15 protein-coding genes are annotated in these 21,834 nt (G+C 64.9%); 13 read left to right on the top strand and 2 right to left on the bottom strand.

Translation table 11 applies throughout. The features are described from left to right. The 3 genes from ACPUER_RS10755 to ACPUER_RS10745 all read left to right on the top strand — a co-directional run. Positions 1-2,008 (top strand): TonB-dependent copper receptor (locus ACPUER_RS10755; protein ID WP_425131064.1); only part of this gene is annotated, 2,008 nt, incomplete at its 5' end. 220 nt (positions 2,009-2,228) lie between these two features. Continuing rightward, positions 2,229-3,323 (top strand): triacylglycerol lipase, encoded by a 1,095-nt coding sequence (locus ACPUER_RS10750; protein ID WP_425131063.1) that lies wholly within the window; start codon positions 2,229-2,231, stop codon positions 3,321-3,323. Positions 3,324-3,326: 3 nt separating this feature from the next. Next, complete coding sequence (locus tag ACPUER_RS10745; RefSeq protein WP_310140534.1) at positions 3,327-4,361, top strand: lipase secretion chaperone; 1,035 nt, start codon at positions 3,327-3,329, stop codon at positions 4,359-4,361. A gap of 27 nt (positions 4,362-4,388) precedes the next feature. Here the strand turns inward: ACPUER_RS10745 and ACPUER_RS10740 are convergent, their stop codons facing one another. Next, a complete protein-coding gene (locus tag ACPUER_RS10740) occupies positions 4,389-5,927 on the bottom strand; it encodes a PLP-dependent aminotransferase family protein (RefSeq protein ID WP_175958702.1) in 1,539 nt (512 codons plus the stop codon). 187 nt (positions 5,928-6,114) lie between these two features. Here ACPUER_RS10740 and ACPUER_RS10735 point away from each other — a divergent pair, with 187 nt between their 5' ends. The 5 genes from ACPUER_RS10735 (at position 6,115) to ACPUER_RS10715 (ending at position 12,358) form a co-directional block, all read left to right on the top strand. Next, a complete protein-coding gene (locus ACPUER_RS10735; protein ID WP_425131068.1) occupies positions 6,115-7,221 on the top strand; it encodes an ABC transporter ATP-binding protein in 1,107 nt (368 codons plus the stop codon). A 77-nt stretch (positions 7,222-7,298) separates the two neighbouring features. Then, entirely contained in the window at positions 7,299-8,345 is a 1,047-nt protein-coding gene (locus ACPUER_RS10730) for an ABC transporter substrate-binding protein (protein WP_175958703.1), read from the top strand. A 99-nt stretch (positions 8,346-8,444) separates the two neighbouring features. Next, positions 8,445-9,698, top strand: a complete 1,254-nt coding sequence (locus ACPUER_RS10725; RefSeq protein WP_425131067.1) for an ABC transporter permease — start codon at positions 8,445-8,447, stop codon at positions 9,696-9,698. A 33-nt stretch (positions 9,699-9,731) separates the two neighbouring features. Continuing rightward, complete coding sequence (locus ACPUER_RS10720; protein WP_175958704.1) at positions 9,732-10,571, top strand: ABC transporter permease; 840 nt, start codon at positions 9,732-9,734, stop codon at positions 10,569-10,571. 368 nt (positions 10,572-10,939) lie between these two features. Then, entirely contained in the window at positions 10,940-12,358 is a 1,419-nt protein-coding gene (locus ACPUER_RS10715) for an MFS transporter (protein ID WP_425131062.1), read from the top strand. Positions 12,359-12,443: 85 nt separating this feature from the next. On the opposite strand, the gene ACPUER_RS10710 is transcribed toward ACPUER_RS10715, so the two are convergent. After that, a complete protein-coding gene (locus ACPUER_RS10710; RefSeq protein ID WP_425131061.1) occupies positions 12,444-14,177 on the bottom strand; it encodes a S53 family peptidase in 1,734 nt (577 codons plus the stop codon). Between the two features lie 1,073 nt (positions 14,178-15,250). Between ACPUER_RS10710 and ACPUER_RS10705 the strand changes: the two genes are divergently transcribed. From ACPUER_RS10705 to ACPUER_RS10685, 5 genes are read left to right on the top strand one after another with little or no spacing between them, the layout of a single operon-like run. Continuing rightward, on the top strand, positions 15,251-17,764 hold the full coding sequence (locus tag ACPUER_RS10705; RefSeq protein ID WP_425131060.1) for a type VI secretion system Vgr family protein: 2,514 nt from the start codon (positions 15,251-15,253) through the stop codon (positions 17,762-17,764). A 3-nt stretch (positions 17,765-17,767) separates the two neighbouring features. Beyond that, entirely contained in the window at positions 17,768-19,708 is a 1,941-nt protein-coding gene (locus tag ACPUER_RS10700; RefSeq protein WP_425131059.1) for a T6SS effector phospholipase Tle3 domain-containing protein, read from the top strand. Next, complete coding sequence (locus tag ACPUER_RS10695) at positions 19,708-20,439, top strand: T6SS immunity protein Tli3 family protein (RefSeq protein ID WP_425131058.1); 732 nt, start codon at positions 19,708-19,710, stop codon at positions 20,437-20,439. Before ACPUER_RS10700 ends, ACPUER_RS10695 begins: the two co-directional genes overlap by 1 nt. After that, the gene (locus ACPUER_RS10690; RefSeq protein ID WP_425131057.1) at positions 20,436-21,179 is read left to right on the top strand and encodes a T6SS immunity protein Tli3 family protein; all 744 of its coding nucleotides are present in this window, start codon (positions 20,436-20,438) and stop codon (positions 21,177-21,179) included. The genes ACPUER_RS10695 and ACPUER_RS10690 overlap by 4 nt, the downstream gene beginning before the upstream one ends. A gap of 27 nt (positions 21,180-21,206) precedes the next feature. Continuing rightward, positions 21,207-21,788, top strand: a complete 582-nt coding sequence (locus ACPUER_RS10685) for a hypothetical protein (protein WP_425131056.1) — start codon at positions 21,207-21,209, stop codon at positions 21,786-21,788. The last annotated feature ends 46 nt before the right edge of the window (positions 21,789-21,834 follow it).

Below are 21,834 nucleotides of genomic sequence, written 5' to 3'. Positions count from 1 at the left end.
GGCCGAAACGGCGCGCGCGGCCGGCGCGCCTGCGGACGATTCGGCCGCGCTGCTGCCGCCCGTCGAGGTCGTCGCGTCGCCGCTGACGACGCCGCTCGTCGTCGTCACGGATCCGAAGGCGCCGCGCCAGCCGCTGCCCGCCAGCGACGGCGCGGATTACCTGAAGACGATCCCCGGTTTCACGTCCATCCGCAGCGGCGGTACGAACGGCGACCCCGTGCTGCGCGGGATGTTCGGGTCGCGACTGAATATCCTGGCGAACGGGATGCCGACGCTCGGTGCCTGCCCGAACCGGATGGATGCGCCGACGTCGTACATCGCGCCGGAAAGCTATGACAAGGTCACCGTCGTGAAGGGGCCGCAAACCGTGCTGTACGGTCCCGGCGCGTCGGCCGGCACCGTGCTGTTCGAGCGTGTGACGCCGCGTTTCGACAAGCCGGGCATGCGTTTCGAGGGCAGCCTCGTCGGCGGCTCGTTCGGCCGTAACGACCAGAACGTCGACCTGACGGCCGGCACGCCGGACGTCTATGGCCGCGTGAGCGCGAACCACGCGCATTCGCAGGACTACAAGGACGGCAACGGCAACACGGTGCCGTCGCAGTGGGACAAGTGGAACGCCGACGCGGCGCTCGGCTGGACGCCCGACGACCATACGCGGGTCGAACTGACGGCCGGCACGGGCGACGGCTACGCGAAGTATGCGGGCCGCGGGATGGACGGCGCGCATTTCCGCCGCGAGACGTTCGGCCTGTCGTTCGACAAGCGGCATCTCGGCGACGTGCTCGACCGGATCGAGGCGCGCGTGTACTACAACGAAGCCGACCACGTGATGGACAACTACACGTTGCGGCAGCCCGATCCGACCAGCAGCATGCCGATGCGGATGGCGTCGGAGGTGCGGCGCCGCACGGTCGGCGCGCGCGCTGCCGCGACGTTCCGTTTCGGCGACGACTTCAAGCTCGTGACGGGCGTCGACGCGCAATCGAACCGGCTCGATTCGCGCTCGGCGATGGGGCGGCAGAACTACGGCGACCAGCCGTGGGATGCGCAGGCGACGATGTGGAACGCGGGTGCGTTCGGCGAGCTGACGTGGTACGCGAGCGACGTGTCGCGCGTGATCGGCGGCGCGCGCGTCGACTACGCGAGCGCACGCGACAAGCGCGCGACGACGAGCGGGATGATGGCGAGCAAACCCAACCCGACCTTCGACGACGATCGCACGCGCGTGCTGCCGAGCGGCTTCGTGCGCTACGAGCGCGATCTCGCGTCGCTGCCCGTCACGTGGTACGCGGGGATCGGTCATGCGCAGCGCTATCCCGACTACTGGGAGCTGTTCTCCGCGAAGCGCGGGCCGGCCGGTTCGGTCAACGCATTCTCGGCGGTGCAGCCGGAGAAGACCACGCAGCTCGACATCGGCGCGCAATACAAGAGCGACCGGTTCGATGCGTGGGTGTCGGCCTACGCAGGCTACGTGCAGGACTTCATCCTGTTCAACTACGCGGCCGGCATGATGGGCCCGACCACGCGGGCGACCAACGTCAACGCGCAGATCATGGGCGGCGAGGCAGGTGTGTCGTGGCGGCCGGTTGCGCCGCTGCGCGTCGAGACGTCGCTCGCGTATGCGTGGGGGCGCAACGTGGCGAGCGGCGATCCGCTGCCGCAGATGCCGCCGCTCGAGGCGCGCATCGGGCTCGAATACACGCGCGGCGCGTGGTCGGCCGGCGGGCTGTGGCGGATCGTTGCGCCGCAGCATCGTTATGCGCTGAACGAGGGCAACGTGGTCGGCAAGGACTTCGGCCCGAGCGCCGGATTCGGCGTGCTGTCGCTGCATACGCAGTACAACGTCAGCAAGACCGTGCAGGTCTCGGTCGGCGTCGACAACGTGCTGAACAAGGCCTACACCGAGCATCTGAACCTCGCCGGCAATGCCGGCTTCGGCTATCCGGCGAACGCGCCGGTGATGGAGCCGGGCCGTACCGCATGGGTACGCGTGAGCGCAAAGCTGTAGCGCGTTGCGCGTGTGCGTTGCAGCATGCGCGCGCATGAACGCGGCCCCGCCCGAACGGGTGGGGCGCGTCAACCGATTAGAGAACCGTGTCTAGTCGGGGCGCAAACGTTGGCCAGTCGTGCTTCACTCCGGCATTCGACGATCACTGCGCACGCGAGGGCGCCGAGTGCGTCGATCCGATCTCATTCGTACCGGCAGCACAATAATCAGGAGAACATGCATGGCCAGATCGATGCGTTCCAGGGTGGTGGCAGGGGCAGTGGCATGCGCGATGAGCGTCGCGCCGTTCGCGGGGACGACTGCGTTGATGACGCTCGCGACGACGCGCGCGGCGATGGCGGCGACCGCGCCCGCCGACGACTACGCGACGACGCGTTATCCGATCATCCTCGTGCACGGGCTCACCGGCACCGACAAGTACGCGGGCGTGCTCGAGTACTGGTACGGCATCCAGGAAGACCTGCAGCAGCATGGCGCGACCGTCTACGTCGCGAACCTGTCGGGTTTCCAGAGCGACGACGGCCCGAACGGGCGCGGCGAACAGTTGCTCGCTTACGTGAAGACGGTGCTCGCCGCGACGGGCGCGACCAAGGTCAATCTCGTCGGTCACAGCCAGGGCGGGCTCACGTCGCGTTATGTCGCGGCCGTCGCGCCCGATCTCGTCGCGTCGGTGACGACGATCGGCACGCCGCATCGCGGCTCCGAGTTCGCCGACTTCGTGCAGAGCGTGCTCGCATACGATCCGACCGGGCTTTCGTCATCGGTGATCGCCGCGTTCGTCAATGTGTTCGGAATCCTGACGAGCAGCAGCCACAACACGAACCAGGACGCGCTCGCGTCGCTGAAAACGCTGACGACCGCACAGGCCGCCACGTACAACCAGAACTATCCGAGCGCGGGCCTTGGCGCACCGGGAAGTTGCCAGACCGGCGCGCCGACGGAAACCGTCGGCGGCAACACGCATCTGCTGTATTCGTGGGCCGGCACGGCGATCCAGCCGACGCTCTCCGTGTTCGGTGTCACGGGTGCGACGGACACGAGCACCCTTCCGCTCGTCGACCCGGCGAACGCGCTCGACCTGTCGACGCTCGCGCTGTTCGGCACGGGCACGGTGATGATCAACCGCGGCTCGGGCCAGAACGACGGGCTCGTGTCGAAGTGCAGCGCGTTGTACGGCAAGGTGCTGAGCACGAGCTACAAGTGGAACCATATCGACGAGATCAACCAGTTGCTCGGCGTGCGCGGCGCGTATGCGGAAGATCCGGTCGCGGTGATCCGCACGCATGCGAACCGGCTGAAGCTGGCGGGCGTGTAATCGATGATGGCACGTGAAGGGCGCGCGCCGCTGGCGCGGCGCGCTGCGGTCTACGGTGTCGTGGGGCTGGCGGCGATCGCCGGCGTCGCGATGTGGAGCGGGGCGGGATGGCATCGCGGTACGGGTAGCGCCGGCGAGTCGCCCGATGCGGCGGCGGTGGGCGGCGTGGCTGCGGCACCGCCGCAGGCCGCCGTGCCGGCGAGCGCGGGCCTGCCGTCGTCGCTGGCCGGTTCCAGTGCGCCGCGGCTGCCGCTCGATGCGGGCGGCCATCTCGCGAAGGTGCGCGCGGTGCGCGATTTCTTCGACTACTGCCTGACCGCGCAGAGCGACCTCAGCGCGGCCGCGCTCGATGCGCTCGTCGCGCGCGAGATTGCCGCGCAGCTCGATGGCACGGCTGCGCAAGCCGACGCGCTCGACGTGTGGCGCCGGTATCGCGCGTATCTCGACGCGCTCGCGAAACTGCGCGACGCCGGCGCGGTCGACAAGTCCGACCTGGGCGCGCTGCAGCTCGCGCTCGACCAGCGCGCGTCGATCGCGTATCGCACGCTCGGCGACTGGAGCCAGCCGTTCTTCGGCGCGGAGCAGTGGCGGCAGCGCTACGATCTCGCACGGCTGAAGATCGCGCAGGATCGCACGCTGACCGATGCACAGAAAGCCGAACGGCTCGCGGCGCTCGAGCAGCAGATGCCGGCCGACGAACGCATGGCGCAGCAGCGGGTCGACCGGCAGCGGGCCGCAATCGACCAGATCGCGCAGTTGCAGAAGAGCGGGGCGACGCCCGATGCGATGCGCGCGCAACTGACGCAGACGCTCGGGCCCGAGGCCGCCGCGCGCGTCGCGCAGATGCAGCAGGACGACGCATCGTGGCAGAGCCGCTACGCGGACTATGCGGCGCAGCGTGCGCAGATCGAGTCGGCCGGCCTGTCGCCGCCGGACCGCGACGCGCAGATCGCCGCACTGCGGCAGCGCGTGTTCACGAAGCCCGGCGAAGCCGTGCGCGCGGCGTCGCTCGATCGCGGCGCGGGCAGCGCGCAGTAACGCGGGCGCCGTCGCATGTGACCGCTCCTATGCCGCGCGCGTAATGTGCCGCGGCAGATGCTGCTCGATGGTATCCGCGAGCGTGTCGAACGCGGGCCCGATGCTTTCGTGCGGGACGCACGCATAGCCGAGCAGCAGGCCGCGCCGAGCGGTGTCGAGGTTGCTGTAGTAGCTGGTGAGCGGGCGTACGATCACGCCCGCGTCGAACGCGCTCTGCGTGACCGCGCGATCGTCGCACGTGTCGGGCAGGCCGAGCACCAGGTGCAGGCCGGCCTCGTCGCCCATCACGGGCAGTGCGTCGCCGAAGCGCGCGCGGATCGCGTCGATCATCAGTTGCCGGCGCTCGCCGTACAGCGTGCGCATGCGCCTGACGTGCGAAGTCAGGTGGCCGTCCATGATGAATTCGGCGAGCACGGCCTGCTGCATCAGCTGGCCCTCGCGGTACAGCTCCGACAGCCCGGTGCGGAACGTATCGACCAGATGCTCGGGCACGACCATGTAGCCCATCCGCAGGCCCGGGAACAGCATCTTGCCGAGGCTGCCGACGTAGATCACGCGGCCGCCGTCGTCGAGCCCCTGCAGCGACGCGAGCGGGCGGCTGCCGTAGCGGAATTCGCTGTCGTAGTCGTCCTCGATGATCCAGCAGCGGTGCTGGCGCGCGTATTCGAGCAGCATCCGGCGCCGCGCGAGGCTCATCACCATCCCGAGCGGGTACTGATGCGACGGCGTGACGAGCACGAGCCGCGGCGGATGCTGCATGTCGCCGGCACGCGGCGCGAGCCCTTCCTGGTCGACCGGCACCGGCGCGAGCGTGAGGCCGGCCGCCTGCAATACGCTGCGCACGCCCCAGTAGCACGGTTCCTCGACCCACGCGCGATCGCCGATGTCGGACAGCAGCCGCACCGCGAGATCGATCGACTGATGAATGCCGGTCGTGATGATCACCTGGTCCGGCGAGCATTTGACCGAGCGCGCGACGCGCAGGTAATCGGCGAGCGCGCGCCGTAACGGCCGGTAGCCGCCGCCGGGCGCATAGGTCAGCAGCTCGGGGTTCGCCTCCTTCCACAGCCGCGCCTGCAGGCGGCTCCACGTGCGGCTCGGAAACTCCGACACGTCCGGCACGCCCGGCATGAACGCGCCCCACTGGCGCCGCGACACGCCCGCGTGCTCGATCAGTTGCCGGCCGCGCATCGACAGGCTGCCCTGCGCGTCCGGCGGCGGCAGCGTACCGGCGTCGGACGGCGGCGTACCGGCCTCGGGCGGTGCGCCGCCCGGCGCGCGAATCGCGGCGGCGTCCGGCCGCGTGTCGGCCACATAGGTGCCGCTGCCGGTCGTCGTCAGCACATAGCCTTCGGCCGTCAACTGGTCGTACACGTGCAGCACGGTATTGCGCGCGATCGACAGGTCCGCCGCGAGCGTCCGGGAACTGGGCAGTTTTGTTCCTGGCCCCAATTCCCCGGTCAGGATGGCCTGCTGCATCTGTTGCAGCAACTGCCGGTACATCGGCTCGGACGAGCCGCGGTCGAGGCGGGCGGAGAGCCAGTCGGCAAGGATCACGGTATCCAAAGTGGTCCTACTTGGAATATTGAAATGGTTCCCTAGTATAGAACCGTGCGCACCGTATAGTGGAACGCATCTCGCAAGAAAACGCCGGGCCGCCCCAAGTTTTCTTGACCCCCTCGGGGGGCCTGCCGCGAAGCGGCAGGTTAGGGGGCATTCATAAACGATTGTCGCGACGCAAGGGGACAGCATGATGAAGTCCGATGATGTGATCGTCAGCTTTCGCGGCGTGCGGAAGACCTATGACGGTGAAACGCTGGTCGTCAAATCGCTCGACCTCGATATCCACCGAGGGGAATTCCTGACGCTGCTCGGGCCGTCGGGCTCGGGCAAGACGACCTGCCTGATGATGCTCGCCGGTTTCGAGTTTCCGACCGGCGGCGAGATCCGCCTCGACGGCGAACTCCTGAACAACGTGCCGCCGCACAAGCGCAACATCGGCATGGTGTTCCAGAACTACGCGCTGTTCCCGCACCTGACGGTCGAGCAGAACGTCGCGTATCCGCTGACCGTGCGCAAGCTGCCGGCCGCCGAGCGCACGGAGCGCGTCGCGCATGCGCTGAAGATGGTGCAGATGGAGCGCTTCGCGAAACGCTACCCGGCGCAGCTGTCGGGCGGCCAGCAGCAGCGTATCGCGCTGGCGCGTGCGCTCGTGTTCGAGCCGAAGCTCGTGCTGATGGACGAGCCGCTCGGCGCGCTCGACAAGCAGCTGCGCGAACACATGCAGTACGAACTGAAGGCGCTGCACGAGAAGCTCGGCGTGACCTTCGTGTACGTGACGCACGACCAGGGCGAGGCGCTGACGATGTCCGATCGTGTGGCCGTGTTCGACAAGGGCATCGTGCAGCAGCTCGACACCGTCGACCGCCTGTACGAATCGCCGTGCAACGAATTCGTCGCGAACTTCATCGGCGACAGCAACCGGCTGCGCGGCACCATTGCGAGCGTCGACGGTGAATTCTGCGAGTTCCGGCTCGACGACGGCACGAAGCTCGTCGGCCGCCATATCGGCGAAGCCGCCGAGGGCGCGTCGGCCGTCGCGTGCATCCGCCCCGAACGCATGAGCCTCGCCGCGCACGGCGCGAATGGGCACGCGAACGGCGCAGCCGCGAACCGGCTGACCGGCGAGGCGCGCAGCCTCATCTATTTCGGCGATCACGTGCGCATGCGCTGCGCGCTGCCGGGCCAGGACGAATGCTTCGTGAAGGTGCCGCTCGGCACCGGCGCGCTCGATGCGTTCTCTCCCGGCGCGCCGGTCTCGCTTGCATTCGCGCGTGAGCACCTGCGCGTGTTCGCATGAGCAGGGTTTCCCCGATTTACCGCAGCACGTCGTCAACAACAACTGCCCACTTCCACCACGAGAGGAGAGGAACCATCATGAAACGAGCAAGCTTCACGGCGCGCCGCACCGCGCTGGCACTGGCGTTCGCCGTAGTCGGCGCATCGGCAACGGCCGCCGAACTCACGGTCGTCAACTTCGGCGGCGCGAACGGCGACGCGCAGAAGGTCGCGTTCAACCAGCCGTTCGAGAAGGCAACCGGCAACAAGGTCACCGCCGTCGAATACAACGGCGAGCAGGCGAAGGTGAAGGCGATGGTCGAGGCGAAGCACGTCAACTGGGACGTGGTCGAAGTCGAATCGGGCGACCTGAACCGCGGTTGCGACGAAGGGCTGTACGAGAAGCTCGACTGGTCGAAGATCGCCAAGAAGTCCGACCTGATTCCGGAATCGCCGCAAGCGTGCGGCGTCGGCTTCTTCGTTTGGTCGACGGCGCTGTCGTACAACGCGGACAAGCTGAAGTCGGCACCGACCGGCTGGGCCGATTTCTGGAACGTGAAAAAATTCCCCGGCAAGCGCGGGATGCGCAAGGGCGCGCGCTATAACCTCGAATTCGCGCTGATGGCCGACGGCGTCGCGACGAAGGACGTGTACAAGGTGCTCGGCACGAAGGCCGGCCAGGACCGCGCGTTCAAGAAGCTCGACGAGCTGAAGCCGTACATCCAGTGGTGGGAAGCGGGCGCGCAGCCGCCGCAGTTCCTCGTCGCCGGCGACGTCGTGATGTCGACCGCGTACAACGGCCGCATCGATGCCGCACAGAAGGAAGGCAAGAACCTGAAGGTCGTGTGGAACGGCAGCATCTACGACCTCGACTACTGGGCGATTCCGAAGGGCTCGCCGAACAAGGCGCTGGCCGAGCAGTACATCGCGTATTCGCTGACGCCGAAGCCGCAGCAGGCGTATGCGCAGCACATCGCGTACGGCCCCGCGAACATCGCCGCGATCAAGTCGCTCGACGCGAAGACGCTCGCGAACCTGCCGAACTCGCCGGCCAACGGCAAGAACGCGGTGCTGGAAGATATCGGCTTCTGGACCGACCACAGCGACGAGCTCGAGCAGCGCTTCGCCGCATGGGCGACGAAGTAATCGTTCAGGCATCCTGATGCAACCAGCCGCGCGGCGCGTCGATCGCGTCGCGCGGCATTCCGCCGGAGCGTGCCCGGCCGGAGAGACCCGTTGAATACGATGACGATCGCGCCTTCCTCGTCGGGCGCCGCGCTCAAGCGCGAGCTGAAGGCTGCCGAGGCCCGCAAGCGCACGATGGCGCTGCTGCTGGTCGCGCCGCTCGCGATTTTCCTGCTGCTGATCTTCGTCGTACCGATCGGCACGCTGCTCACGCGCGCGGTGCAGAACCCCGAGATCGCGACCGCGCTGCCGAACACGGTCACCGCGCTGTCGGGCTGGGACCGCAAGGCGCCGCCGGCCGACGCCGCGTATGTCGCGCTCGCGGCCGACATGACGAAGGTGGCCGACAGCGAGGCGATGGGCGCGCTCGCGCGGCGCCTGAACACCGAGATCCCCGGTTATCGCTCGCTCGTCGCGAAGACGGCGCGCGCGATGCCGCTGAAGGGCGACAATGAATCGACGCTCACGCCTGCGCAGACGCGCACGAAACTCGTCGAACTCGATTCGCGCTGGGGGGACACGGCGTACTGGCAGGCCATCGCGAAGAACGGCAGCACGGTTTCGCCGTTCTACCTGCTCGCCGCGCTCGACCACAGACAGGACGGCTTCGGCCACATCGTGCAGGCCGATCCCGACCAGTCGATCTATCTCGCGATCTTCGGCCGCACGTTCGTGATCGGCGTCGCGGTCACGCTGTTCGCGCTGCTGCTCGGCTACCCGCTCGCATACTGGATCTCGACGCTGTCGGAGCGGCGTGCGAACCTCGTGATGATTCTCGTGCTGATTCCGTTCTGGACGTCGGTGCTCGTGCGCGTCGCCGCGTGGATCGTGCTGCTGCAGAGCGAAGGGCTCATCAACACGGCGCTGATCGGCAGCGGGCTGATCTCGCATCCGCTGACGTTGCTGTTCAACCGCGTCGGCGTGTATATCTCGATGACGCACATCCTGCTGCCGTTCATGATCCTGCCGCTGTACAGCGTGATGAAGTCGATCCCGCCGACCTACCAGCGCGCGGCCGTGTCGCTCGGCAGCCATCCGTTCGCCGCGTTCTGGCGCGTGTACGTGCCGCAGACCTATCCGGGCGTCGGCGCGGGCGCGCTGCTCGTGTTCATCCTCGCGATCGGCTACTACATCACGCCTGCGCTGCTCGGCGGGCCGAACGACCAGATGGTCAGCTACTACGTCGCGTACTTCACGAACGTGACGATCAACTGGGGCATGGCGTGCGCACTTGGCGGGCTGCTGCTCGCGGCGACGCTCGTGCTGTACGCGATCTACGGCCGCTTCACCCGCTCGAACGTGAGCCTCGGCTAAGCGCGCAACAACGGAACGGAAAGGGATTCGACCATGAAACTGCTCGCCAGGCCGCTGTTCGCGCCGCACATGTCGTTCGTCGAGCGCGCGTGGTACGTCGCATTGCGCGTGCTCGTCGTGCTGACGCTGCTGTACCTGATCCTGCCGGTGCTCGCGATCGTGCCGCTGTCGTTTTCGTCGAGCACGTTCCTCGTCTATCCGATCCCGGGCTTCTCGATGCGCTGGTACGAGAACTTGATCGCGTCGGACGAGTGGCGGATGGCCGCGAAAAACAGCTTCATCGTCGCGCCGTCGGCAACCGTCGTCGCGACCGTGCTCGGCACGCTCGCCGCGATCGGCCTCACGAAGGCCGACTTCCGCGGCAAGGCGCTGCTGATGGCCGTGCTGCTGTCGCCGATGATCGTGCCGGTCGTCGTGGTCGGCGTCGGCATGTACCTGTTCTTCGCGCCGCTCGGGCTCGCGAATACCTATACGGGGCTGATCGCCGCGCACGCGGCGCTCGGCGTGCCGTTCGTCGTGACGACGGTCGCCGCGACGCTGCAGGGTTTCAACCAGAACCTCGTGCGCGCGAGCCTGTCGCTCGGCGCGAATCCGGTGTCGACCTTTTTCCGGGTGACGCTGCCGGTGATCGCGCCGGGCGTGATGTCGGGCGCGCTGTTCGCGTTCGCGACGTCGTTCGATGAAGTGGTCGTCACGCTGTTTCTCGCGGGCGCGGACCAGACGACGCTGCCGCGCCAGATGTTCACGGGCATCCGCGAGAACATCAGCCCGACGATCGCCGCGCTCGCGACGATCCTGATCATCTTCTCGACGAGCCTGCTGCTCGCGCTCGAATGGCTGCGCGGACGCAATGCGCGGCGCGCGGTGACCTGATCCGACCTGGCGCGACGGCGGCGCACGCACGCCGCGCATCGGCGCATCGGTTTCCGATGCGCGGTGCCGCCGGCAGACGCGGCCGGGCCGGCCGCCCGCGCCGGCACGACGAGGACGGGCACGCGCCCGGAAGGCCAGCCGGCGCGCCGGATCGTCGATCGTTGTGCGCTCAACGATGCCGCGCGTCAAGCACGGCATCGCGCAAGCTTTCGTTTCGCTGACTGACGAGGCGGCCGCCTGCACGTTCGATGCGGCTCTGCAACAATACGGATCGCGGCTGCGCGCGCGCCGGTCCTGCCGTCCGGAACGCACGCCGCCGCGCCGCTCAATCCGCGACGCCGCGCGTCGCCCGTCAGCCGAGCCTCATCTTGTCCGAATTCGCATCCTCCGCCGGCGCCCGGGAGCCGGCCGTCAACTGGCGCGCGATGTCCGCCGTGCTGCTGGCCGTCGCGCTCGCGACGCTCGACACCGCGATCGCGAACACCGCGCTGCCCGCGATCGCCGCCGACCTGCATGCGTCGCCGGCCGCGTCCGTATGGATCATCAATGCGTACCAGCTCGCGATGGTCGCGACGCTGCTGCCGTTCGCGTCGCTCGGCGACATCGTCGGCCACAAGCGCGTGTATATCGCCGGGCTCGCGGTGTTCACGCTCGCATCGCTCGGTTGTTCGCTCGCGTCGACGCTGCCGATGCTGACGGCCGCGCGGATCGTGCAGGGCTTCGGCGCGAGCGCGATCATGAGCGTCAACGTCGCGCTGATCCGCGGCCTGTTTCCCGCGCACCGGCTCGGGCGCGGCGTCGGCTTCAACGCGCTCGTCGTCGGCGTGTCGTTCGCGGTGGGGCCGACGATCGCGTCGCTGATCCTGTCGGTCGCCGCATGGCCGTGGCTGTTCGCGGTGAACGTGCCGCTCGGCGTGTTCGCGCTCGCCGTGGCGATTCCGTCGCTGCCGCAGACGGCGCGCGGCAAGCATGCGTTCGATCCGGTTGCCGCACTGTTCAACGTGATCACGTTCGCGTCGCTGATCTTCGCGCTCGGCGAATTCGCGCAGCGCGGGCCGCTTTCCGTCGTGTTCGCGGCGGCGGCGGTTGCGCTCGCGTTCGGCTGGCTGCTGATCCGCCGCCAGGCAGGGCACCCGGCGCCGATGCTGCCGGTCGACCTGTTTCGCCGACCCGTGTTCACGCTGTCCGCGCTGACCGCCGTGTGCGCGTTCGCCGCGCAGGGGCTCGCGTTCGTGTCGCTGCCGTTCTATTTCGAAACCGTCCTGCATCGCAACGCGGTCGAGACGGGGTTCCTGATGACGCCGTGGTCGGCGATCGTCGCGCTCGCCGCGCCGATCGCGGGCCGCCTGTCGGATCGATACCCGGCCGGCCTGCTCGGTGCGATCGGGCTCGCGCTGCTGAGCGCGGGCATGGTGTCGCTCGCCGCACTGCCGGCGGCGCCGAACGTATTCGACATCGGCTGGCGGATGATGCTGTGCGGCGCGGGCTTCGGCTTCTTCCAGTCGCCGAACCTGAAGGCGCTGATGTCGAGCGCGCCGCCCGAGCGCAGCGGCGGCGCGAGCGGAATCATCGCGACCGCGCGGCTGATCGGGCAGGCAACGGGCGCGGCGCTCGTCGCGCTGTCGTTCGGGATCGCGGGGCGTCACGGGCCGACGCTCGCGCTGATGCTCGGCGCGGGTTTCGCAGGTGCTGCGAGCGTCGCGAGCGGATTGCGGCTGTTTGCACCGTCGCATCGGAGCGGTGTGCCGGCCGCGCCGGAGCCTGTGAACGAGCGTGCGACGGAGTAGGGTGATGCGCGAATTCCGCGCGACCTGAAGGCGACAAGGCCGGCGCGCGGCAAATCACTGCCGCGCGCCGGCCTTTACATATCGCTCAGAACCCGCCCGACTTGATCAGCTGGTTGAGGTTCGCGATGTTCAGGCTGCCGAAGCCGGTCGTCAGATCCCAGCCGGTGCCGGCGGTGTAGCCATACCCCTGATAGCCGTTGTTACCCGACACGACGTCATAGCGCACGAGCGACCGGTTCGACGGAATCGCGCGATACAGGTTGCCGGCCGGGAAACCGAGGCCCGTGCCGTTCGCCGCGAGCAGGCGCGCCCAGAAGCCCGTGAAGATCGGCGCGGCGAGACTCGTGCCGCCGATCTGCTGCAACTGGCCGTAGTTGTAGATGTACGCGCCCGTGCTTTGCGCGGCGTCGAACGACACGTCCGGCAACTGGCGGCTGCTGCCCGACTGCCACGACGGTGCGGGCAGGATCGTGCTGACGCCGCCGCCCGTCGCCCACAGCTTGCCGTTGCCGTCGAGCCCTTCGTTCCACACCGTTTCGTTCGAGAATGCGCCTGCCGACGTCGTGTAGAGCGTCGTGCCGCCGATCGCGAGCACATGCGGCGACGAAGCCGGCCACGACACCGTGTAGTTCGAGCCGTCCGGGTAGCCGCGGTTGTTGCACTCGTACACGCCTTCGTCGCCCGACGAAACCGAGAACGTCTGGCCTTGCGCCGCGGCCGTCGTGAAGATCTGCTCTTCGGCGTCGAGCGTACCGTCCGCGTTCGCGTCGGTTTCGCACCAGCCGAGCGATACGTTGATCACTTTCGCGGTGTTGTCCGACACCGCGCGGTTGAATGCCTGCGTGAGCCCCGTGTTGCCGGCGGCGTTGAGGTCCGCCATATAGAACACGAGCTTGCCGACCTGGCCGCCGGCCGAGCCGACGATCGACTGGCTGTCGAGATCCCATTCGCCCTGGCCGTCCTGGTCGTCGCTGTAGCTGCCGCTCGTGCCGTTGGTCTTGACGGTCTGCGTCGAGACCGTGCCGTAACCGTTGCTCGAGGTGAACTGCTTCAGGTCCTGCAGCGTCTGCGATACGCCGCCGATCGTGATGATGCCGACGGTCACGCCGGCCGCGGTCGGCACGCCGGTTGCGTTGTAGAGGCCCGGGAATTCCTTCGGATAGTGGCCGGTCGCCGTGCCGGCCGCGAGTGCCTGCGGCTTCGCCACGTTGCCGATGCGCAGCATCGGCCGTGCGCGCGCGACGTTCTGCAGCCCGAGCACCGAGCCGACGACGTCGCCGAGCGCGCTCGGCACCTGTGCGGTCGACGCATTCGCGAAGCCCGAGCGGCCCGCGTACTCGAAGTGCACGAGCGACGTGTTGAACGCGGTCTTCACCGTGCCCGCCGTGCCGCGCGCGGACACCAGCAGCCGGTTCGGCGCGACGTCGATGTTCACGAAGCCGCTCTTGCGCAGATAGTCGACGACCGACTTCACCTGCGCGTCGGTCGGCGCGTAGCTGGCGAGGAACTGCTCGTGCGTCAGGTACTGGCGGTAATGCGCGCTGCCGGGCCGGTTCACGTCGCGCGCCAGTTGCTTGAGCTGCGCGGCGTTGCGCAGCTTCAGGCTGACGACGACGTCCGTCGTCTCGCCGGCCGCGAGTTCGAGCGACGGCGCCGCGCTGCGCGCCATCAACTGCGGGCCGGTCAGAAAGGCTTTCGTATGGGTATCGACCCAGTCCGTCGTCGCGTGCGCCGCGCCGGCGGCGAGTACGAGCGGCCACGCGCATGCAAGGCGGCGGGGCGACGGAAGGGGCAGGGAAAACCAGGCGTTCCTTTTCATCGGGAGTCCTTTTTAGGAGAGACGACGTTGCTGGAGCCCACGGCCCTTGTGGGGCCGCGAGCGGTGACGAGCGTAGGCCGTCGGTGCCGTTCAGGTAGCTGCCAGTTTCCATAGCTGTCAGTTCTGACATCGGCGTGCGACCGGGTGTGTATCGCGCGGTGCACGCGACAGCTGCTCCGTATTGGCGACGGAACCGGTTCGCGACACGATGGCAACGCGACGCACGGCGTTCATGCGCGCGAGTCGTTCGTTGCCGCGCCGGAACGTGCGCGATGACGGCGCGCACGATCGCGTGTGCGCATGATTCGCGATCGGCCACCGCCGCACGCGGCGTCGCACTATGTGATCAAACGAGGCGAGGCGGCCGAGGCGGAATCGCGGATGCACGACAAAGGGGCAGACTGACCGCAGGCGTTTCCCGAAGTGTGGAACAGCGCGCCGCGCACTCTTGCAGGCGGCTTTCGATTGCGAGAACGCCGCCGTGAATTAGAGCAAATGCTCGAGTCTGCATGCATGAAGCCGGTGCTGTTCGGGGCGGGTTCGCGAGCGAAAGGAACGTTACACGGTCGATCCTGTCTGGTGCGATACGCAATGATGTGCGGCGGCGATCGCCGACGCCTGATCTCCGCCGTCGCCGAAATTGGATTGGATAGCCTCAGGCTCATTTCGCGGAGTGCCGAACGGTAGCTTTCCGTATTGCGTGTTCGGTTATATGCCGGGATTCCGGATTTTCAGGAAATGCTTTCGATTCGATGCGTTTCGATGGTGCTGTTCGGCCGCACGCGGAACGCGGTGCCGGATCCCGGCGTGAGGCAGTTTTCGGCTCACACGCCCATTGTCTCTGGACGCACCGGCATGTTGCGCGGTGAAAGTCCATGCGCCGGCAGCGTGATGCTAGTCGAGCGAATCGGCATCCGGGAAACACGGAGTCTGTTTCTGCTCGACCTGGACTCGTTAATGGATCAGGCTTTAAACGCCGATCCTTGCTAATTTCAGATTCGTCCTATAGCAGATTTGTCCCTCGCCCAGTTAAAGTCGCGCGGAATATTCCGCAAACGTTTTCGGAGAATTAATTGACCGCGAGCACGGCTATTTCCGATACACCCCCGCGCGCGGGCGTCAACATCCATCAGTTCTATAGCCTGGATATCAAGGGTGCGCCCGCTGCCGCGCTTGCGGACATCTACGAGTTCGATGGCGAGTGCGGGATCGGCGAGCCGACGAAGTACACGATCCGGTTCACCCATCCCCGTCACGACCTGTCGCGCGGTGAATTCCTGAACCGGATGGGTGCATTCGTCATTCAGCCGCCGCCGCGTGACCAATGGAGCCGGCCGGAGGAGGCGCGGCGCATTCAAGGCGTGGTGACGGGCTTCGCGCTGAAGGCCACCAACCGCGATCAGTCGCTGTACGAGATCGTGCTGGAATCGCGTCTGGCGCTGTTGCGCAATGCGCCGAAGTGCCGGTTCTTCCTCGACATGAGCATTCCCGAGATCATCGAGCAGATCCTGCGGGAACATGAGTTCAACAAGATTTTCGCGCGCTTCGAATTCAAGCTGTACCGATCCTATCGAAAGCGCAGCTTCGTGATGCAGTGGGGCGAGGACGATCTGGCGTTCATCACGCGACTGTGCCGCCGCTCGGGCATCTGGTTCGTCTGCGAGGAAGGGGAACGCTGCGAGCGGGTGTGCTTCGGCGACGACTATGCGCACTACCGCCGCGATCCCGAGTGCCTGACGGTTGCATACCGGCCGCACGGCGGTCTGGAAACCGGGGGCATCGAGTCGGTCAGCGCACTGGAAATGTGCGCGAAGACCATGCCCGCGGCCTACGCGGTACGTACATTCAGCACCGAAGCGGTGGAATCGGCGCCGATCGAGGCGGTCAGCCCGATCCGCGAGGATCGCAGCACGTATGGTGAAGCGTATACATGGGGAACGCCGGGCCGGAGCGAGGGCGAGGCGAAGGAAGAGGCGCAGTTGCGCCGCGAGGCTGCGCTGGCCGGGCAAGTCGAGTATCGCGGCGAGTGCGACATGCTGGATCTCACGCCCGGCTCGGTGCTGAAACTGTCGAACCGGGAATTGCCCGATGCGAAGCACGGGCTGGTCGTGGTGCGGGTGACGTGCGGCGCGAGCCGGAAGAAGGCCTATCACGTCAAGTTCGACGCGATTCCATCCGATCGCCAGTATCGAATGCCGTTGAAGGAAGCGACGTGGCCCAGGATCGACGGGGTCATCACCGGGACGATCGCGTCGTCCGGCGGCTGGAAAGACCCCTATCTGGATAGCCAGGGCGAATACATCGTCGATCTCCATCTGGATCGCGACACGCGAGTACCGGGTCTGCAGAGTTGCCCGATGAGGCTGGCGAAGCCGTTCGCGGGGCCTAACCAGACCGGCTTTCACTTCGGGCTCGTCGAGGGCACGGTGGTCGGCGTGAGCTTTCTGTGGGGCTGCGTGGATTTGCCGTTCATCAGCCACGTGCTGCATACCGCTCAGCACACGGATCCGATCGTCGCGGGCGTGCCTTGGGGCACGCGCAATACGATCCGCACGCGCTCGAACAACACGTTGGAGATGGACGACCGGCAGGGGCGCGAACACATCAAGGTCGCGACCGAGCACGGCAAGTCGCAGCTCAATCTCGGCTATACGGTGGACCGCGACCAGCAACTGCGCGGCGAGGGTTTCGAACTGCGCACCGACGATCGGGGGCATGTGCGCGCGGGTGGCGGTCTGTTGGTGTCGTCCGACAGGCAGGAGAAGGCGACCGGGCAGACGACCGACATGCGGCCGGCGACGAACCAGTTTGCGCTGACACAGGCGCAGGCCCAGGGGTTGACCGATGCCGCAGCGGTGGCGCAGGCGGAGTTCGCGGACCTGAAGGCGGAAAACGCGTGGCTGAAGGAAGAACTGGCGAGCTTGAAGACGGCCGTGATCGCACTGTCCGCGCCGAACGGCATTGGCCTGGCGACACCGGATCGGGTGATGGTGTCGGCGGGCAAGGACGTGAGTGTCGGCACGTCGTCGCGGTTCAACGTGAATGCGCTCCGGAACGTCGCGATCGCGGCGGGCGAGGTGCTGTCGCTGTTTGCGCACAAGTTCGGCATCAAGCTCTACGCCGCGCGCGGCAAGGTTCGGATCCAGGCACAGTCGGACGCGATGGAACTGGTGGCGCAGAAGGACATGCGGATCACCAGTGCCGACGGCACCACGACCGTCAATGCCGCGAACGGGGTTGTGCTCGGCGGCGGCGGTACGGCCTACGTCAAGGTGCAGGGCGATAACGTCGAGATTGGCGGGGCCGGCTGCCTGATCCTCAAGATCATCGAAATCCGGAAGGAAGGACCGGGTGCGCTGTCGCTGCCGCTGCCGAAGTTCAACCAGATCGATATCGCGAACGACGAGCGGTTCATTCTCAGCGACGACATCACCGGTCGACCGGTTGCAAACCGACCGTACAAGATTCAGCTCGCCGGCGGGCAGATTGTCGAGGGCATCACCAACGAAAAGGGGGAGACTTCGTTGAGCCGGCAGGATGTTGCACGGGGGCTCAAGTTGCTGCTTCAGAACAATAAGGAAGGCTGATTCATGACGGATCACTTCAACCAGCCGGACGACACGGACGACGATGCTGGTACGCCGAGACCCTATCGGCACGACACCGCAACGCGCATCGTGCCGATGCAGCGTGATCATATGGGGCAGCCGTATTGGGAGTCCTATCACACTCCGAGCAGTTTTCAGGTGCGCGCAGAATGCCGCATTCCGCCGCACATGCCAGGCGTCATCATCTTTGTGCATGGCGTTAATTCCACGGGGGAGTGGTATGACGCAGCGGAAAAGGCGCTATGCGAAGGGTTGAATGAGCGATTGAATTTGCCTGACGGCTTGAAGCTAAAAGAGAACAGATACATTACCTTCGATAAAAACACTGATAAGCCTATCGCTCGCCAACTTGATCCGGAGTGGAGCGGACATTCCCCGGTGATCCGCTTCTATTGGGGTTACAGCGCGGCCCCCGGGACCGAGCGCAACTGGCGCATCCCGATGCGCAACTCGCGCGGCTTCGACGCGTGGGCACCGGTGTGCACGAACGAAAAAGGTCCGTGGTATTGGGGAGGCGGCCCTTTCCAGAACGGCACCAACAACCTGCCGCAATTGTGGAGCGACGAGGGATTCAAGCGTTACGTGCTCAGGTTTGACATGGAGTCGTTGAACACGGAGGCCGATCGCCAACTGCAGGATTCTCCGCCGCGCACATACTACGCTCATGCGGCCCAACGGTTGGCCGACCTGATCGACCGGATTCGCGACGAGTGTCCGCGCGATACGGTGACTGTGATGTCGCATAGCCAAGGGACGATGATTGCGCTCGCGGCGACCGCCTTATGCAAGACACGCGCGCCCGATGCCGTGTTCGTGATGAACTCGCCGTATGCCCTCGATGACAAGATCACGGACGCCCTGACCTGTGGTGTGGAACGCCCCACTCCGGAGGCGCGCATCAACACTTTCCGGAACATCGCAAACCGGATCAAGCGGGACAAGCACGTTTTCACCGAGACGGAATTGAATCAGCTTCAGTGCGGCGCGTCCGAGGACATGGATTTCTGGCGGCCCGACAACCGGCGCAAGTCCGGCGTGCATGAGCGTGACAATCATGGCCGACTGTACGTTTACTTCACGCCGCATGATCGCGTGATGGGCGCCACGCCGCTGCAAAGCATCGGCTGGCAGGGCGTGGATGACAAATTGCTCGCCGAGCTGGGCGATACCGTCAAGCAGCGCATGCTGGCGCGCGGTACTCCGGTGGGCGACGCACCGGGCGTGAAGAAGTTCGGCACGCTTCCGCCGACTCCCGAAGACAAGCTTGTATCCGGAGCGAAGTCGACCGATTTCTGGAACGGTAACCGGAACATCTTTACGCCGCTCGTGAAGCTATGGGCGGTACCGCATCCCGACAAAACCGTGATGGTCAACGCGGAGCAGGTGCTGAATCCGGTCACGGCGGACGAGATGCGGCAGTTTGAAAATTCGCGTAAAGGCGTCGATGAAATGGGTGCATGGATTCCCGATCCGAATGATCCAAATACAGGGAACTACGCTGATCCTGACTACCGTTACATGCGCTCGATTTATCGACCAGGGCGCACCGTTACTACTGAGGATGTTTATAGCTCCAGACGCACGACTCGGCCTGAGACACAGGACGAAATGCTTCAACGACTCGACACCTATCTCGCCGAGCCGACCAACCACAGCACGTTGCCGCAGCATCAGGCGTTCATGCGCCGGGTGGTCGCCTACGACCTCCCAATCGGCTTTTGTGATGCATATGAGAGGCCAGCATTCTGGACCCGTCTGATGAAATTTGCCGACTGGACGCAGGGTTATGACGATTACTTTGAGCTTGGAGTTCCGCAAAGCGTTGTTAAGCCTGCCTATATCGATTGGGGAACCGTAGCCGAGGAGCAAACCAGGGCCGAAGCCGAACAACTTCGGCAACAGCAATGGAAAGGAGGAGCATGATGAGATATGCCGTCGCCATAATCGCGCTGGTCACCCTGATGCAAGGGTGTGCGGCACCAGAGCCGAAGCATTCGGTTTTCAGTCTTAGCAACTTTAGGAGTTCGGCGCTCAAGGAGTTGCCGTATGACTCGCCGCCCCAAGTCATCTATCGAATTGACGAACACCGCTTTGTAACGCTGGAACGTTACCGGGACTGTTATCACGGGGAATCGTATTACAACGACGCCCGTGCCGGGATTCGAAAGTTCTTAGGGCGGGGCCTGTTTGAAAATTTCCAGGGGCGCATCGTTAACGCCGACCCGACTGGAAAGAATATTGTTTTTCCGCTGGCCTATCCGGATGGATTGATTTGCGGCAACGGTGAAAAAGGTTGTGTGGTGCCATTTTGGTATTCGACAGATGGCGGAATAATCTTTGCCACGAAGGTCTACATGGATCACAGTTTCAATGCGTTTGAGGACTCGAAGGACTATTCGGTTTTTGTAACAAAAGATCGACTCTATGTCGCAAATAGGTCGGCAGACGATGACGCCTACGTTGTCGAATATCCGATGATGCCAGGCATTGACTTAAGCGGCCCCTATCCGCCTGGTGTCAAGGGCGGGAGCTTTGCAGCATCAAAGCGGCCGGGAATTTTTTCAAAGCTTCGCACGCCCTCCGGCCAGGATCGAATCACTTGCGACGCGTCGATCAAGCCGACTAACCCGGATGCACCGCTGGTACCCCAATGAGCCGCAAGATGATGAGATACGCCGTTGCCATAATCGCGCTGGTCACCCTGATGCAAGGGTGCGCGGCACACCCGCCTCAGCGTCCCGTCTTCAGGCTCGGCGATTTTTGGAGTTCGGCACTCAAGGAGTTGCCGTATGACTCTCCGCCCCAAGTCATCTACCAGATTGATGACCACCGCTTTGTGACGCTGGAGCGTTATCGAGACTGTTATCACGGGGAGTCGTACTACAACGATACCCGTGCCGGAATCAGAAAGTATTTAGGGCGCGGGCATTTTGAAAATTTCCAGGGGCGTATCATTAATGCCGATCCGGCTGGAATGAATATCGTATTGCCCATGGCTTATCCACCGAGAGCATTTTGCGGTAACGGTGAAAAAGGTTGTGTGGTGCCATTTTGGTATTCGACAGATGGTGGAAAAATCTTTGCCGCGAAGATCTACATGGACCACAGTTTCAATGCGTTTGAGGACTCAAAGGACTATTCTGTTTTTGTAACCAAAGATCGACTCTATGTCGCAAATAGGTCTGCGGACGGTGACGCGTACGTTGTCGAATATCCGATGATTCCAGGCATTGACTTAAGCGGCCCCTATCCGCCTGGCGTCAAGGGCGGGAGCTTTTCAGCGTCAAAGCGACCAAGTGTTTTTTCAAAGCTTCGCACGCCCTCCGGTCAGGACCGCATTACCTGCGACGCATCGATCAAGCCAACGAACCCGGACGCGCCACTGGTGCCATGAGGCGCGCGATACTTACAACAAAGACCCATGATGAAATCCCTCGGTTGCCTGAATAAGTTATATAGAATTTTGCTACCTGTAGCCTTGCTGTTGTCAGGAAACGCATTTGCTCAATTCGATAATAAATTATTTGAAACGACGCTAGACCAGAAAGTTTGGAAATATGCAGGCCGAAGTTTCGGCGGTGACGATGTCTACGTTGATGCAAAGCGAGCCAGACGCGGGGCGCATAATTCGAATGTCGTTTTGGCCGCGGTTCTGGTAAATCGAATGAATTGCTCTGATCATGACGCGGCACAGACTCGCGAGGAGGCAAGGGGCCGATGTATGCAATCGTTCGGCTATGCGTCCACCATTGAAGGCAAGAGCTACTGGTGTGGAGATGGTTATAAAAAGAACGAGGTTGCTACGTTTTTTACTCTCCGGTTTGATGAATACGACGGGAAAGGGAATATGGTGAGTGACTCAGGCCAACGCAAAGACATGAAGCCGCTCTCTATTGATTTGATCGAGCCGGATACGCCGTCTGTGCGGGCGAGAGCGTGGCTTTGTCGGAACATGGATAACCTTCAGTCTAGTTCAGCAGTTTCAGGCGAGGGCCAGCCATGACCCAGCTCCGACGTGGCGCGCGGCACTCACTATTACGAGGACCTTC

The sequence above is a fragment of the Burkholderia sp. DN3021 genome (genome assembly GCF_049805555.1).
Classification (GTDB): domain Bacteria; phylum Pseudomonadota; class Gammaproteobacteria; order Burkholderiales; family Burkholderiaceae; genus Burkholderia; species Burkholderia pyrrocinia_C.
This window is presented reverse-complemented; position numbering and strand designations above follow the sequence as displayed.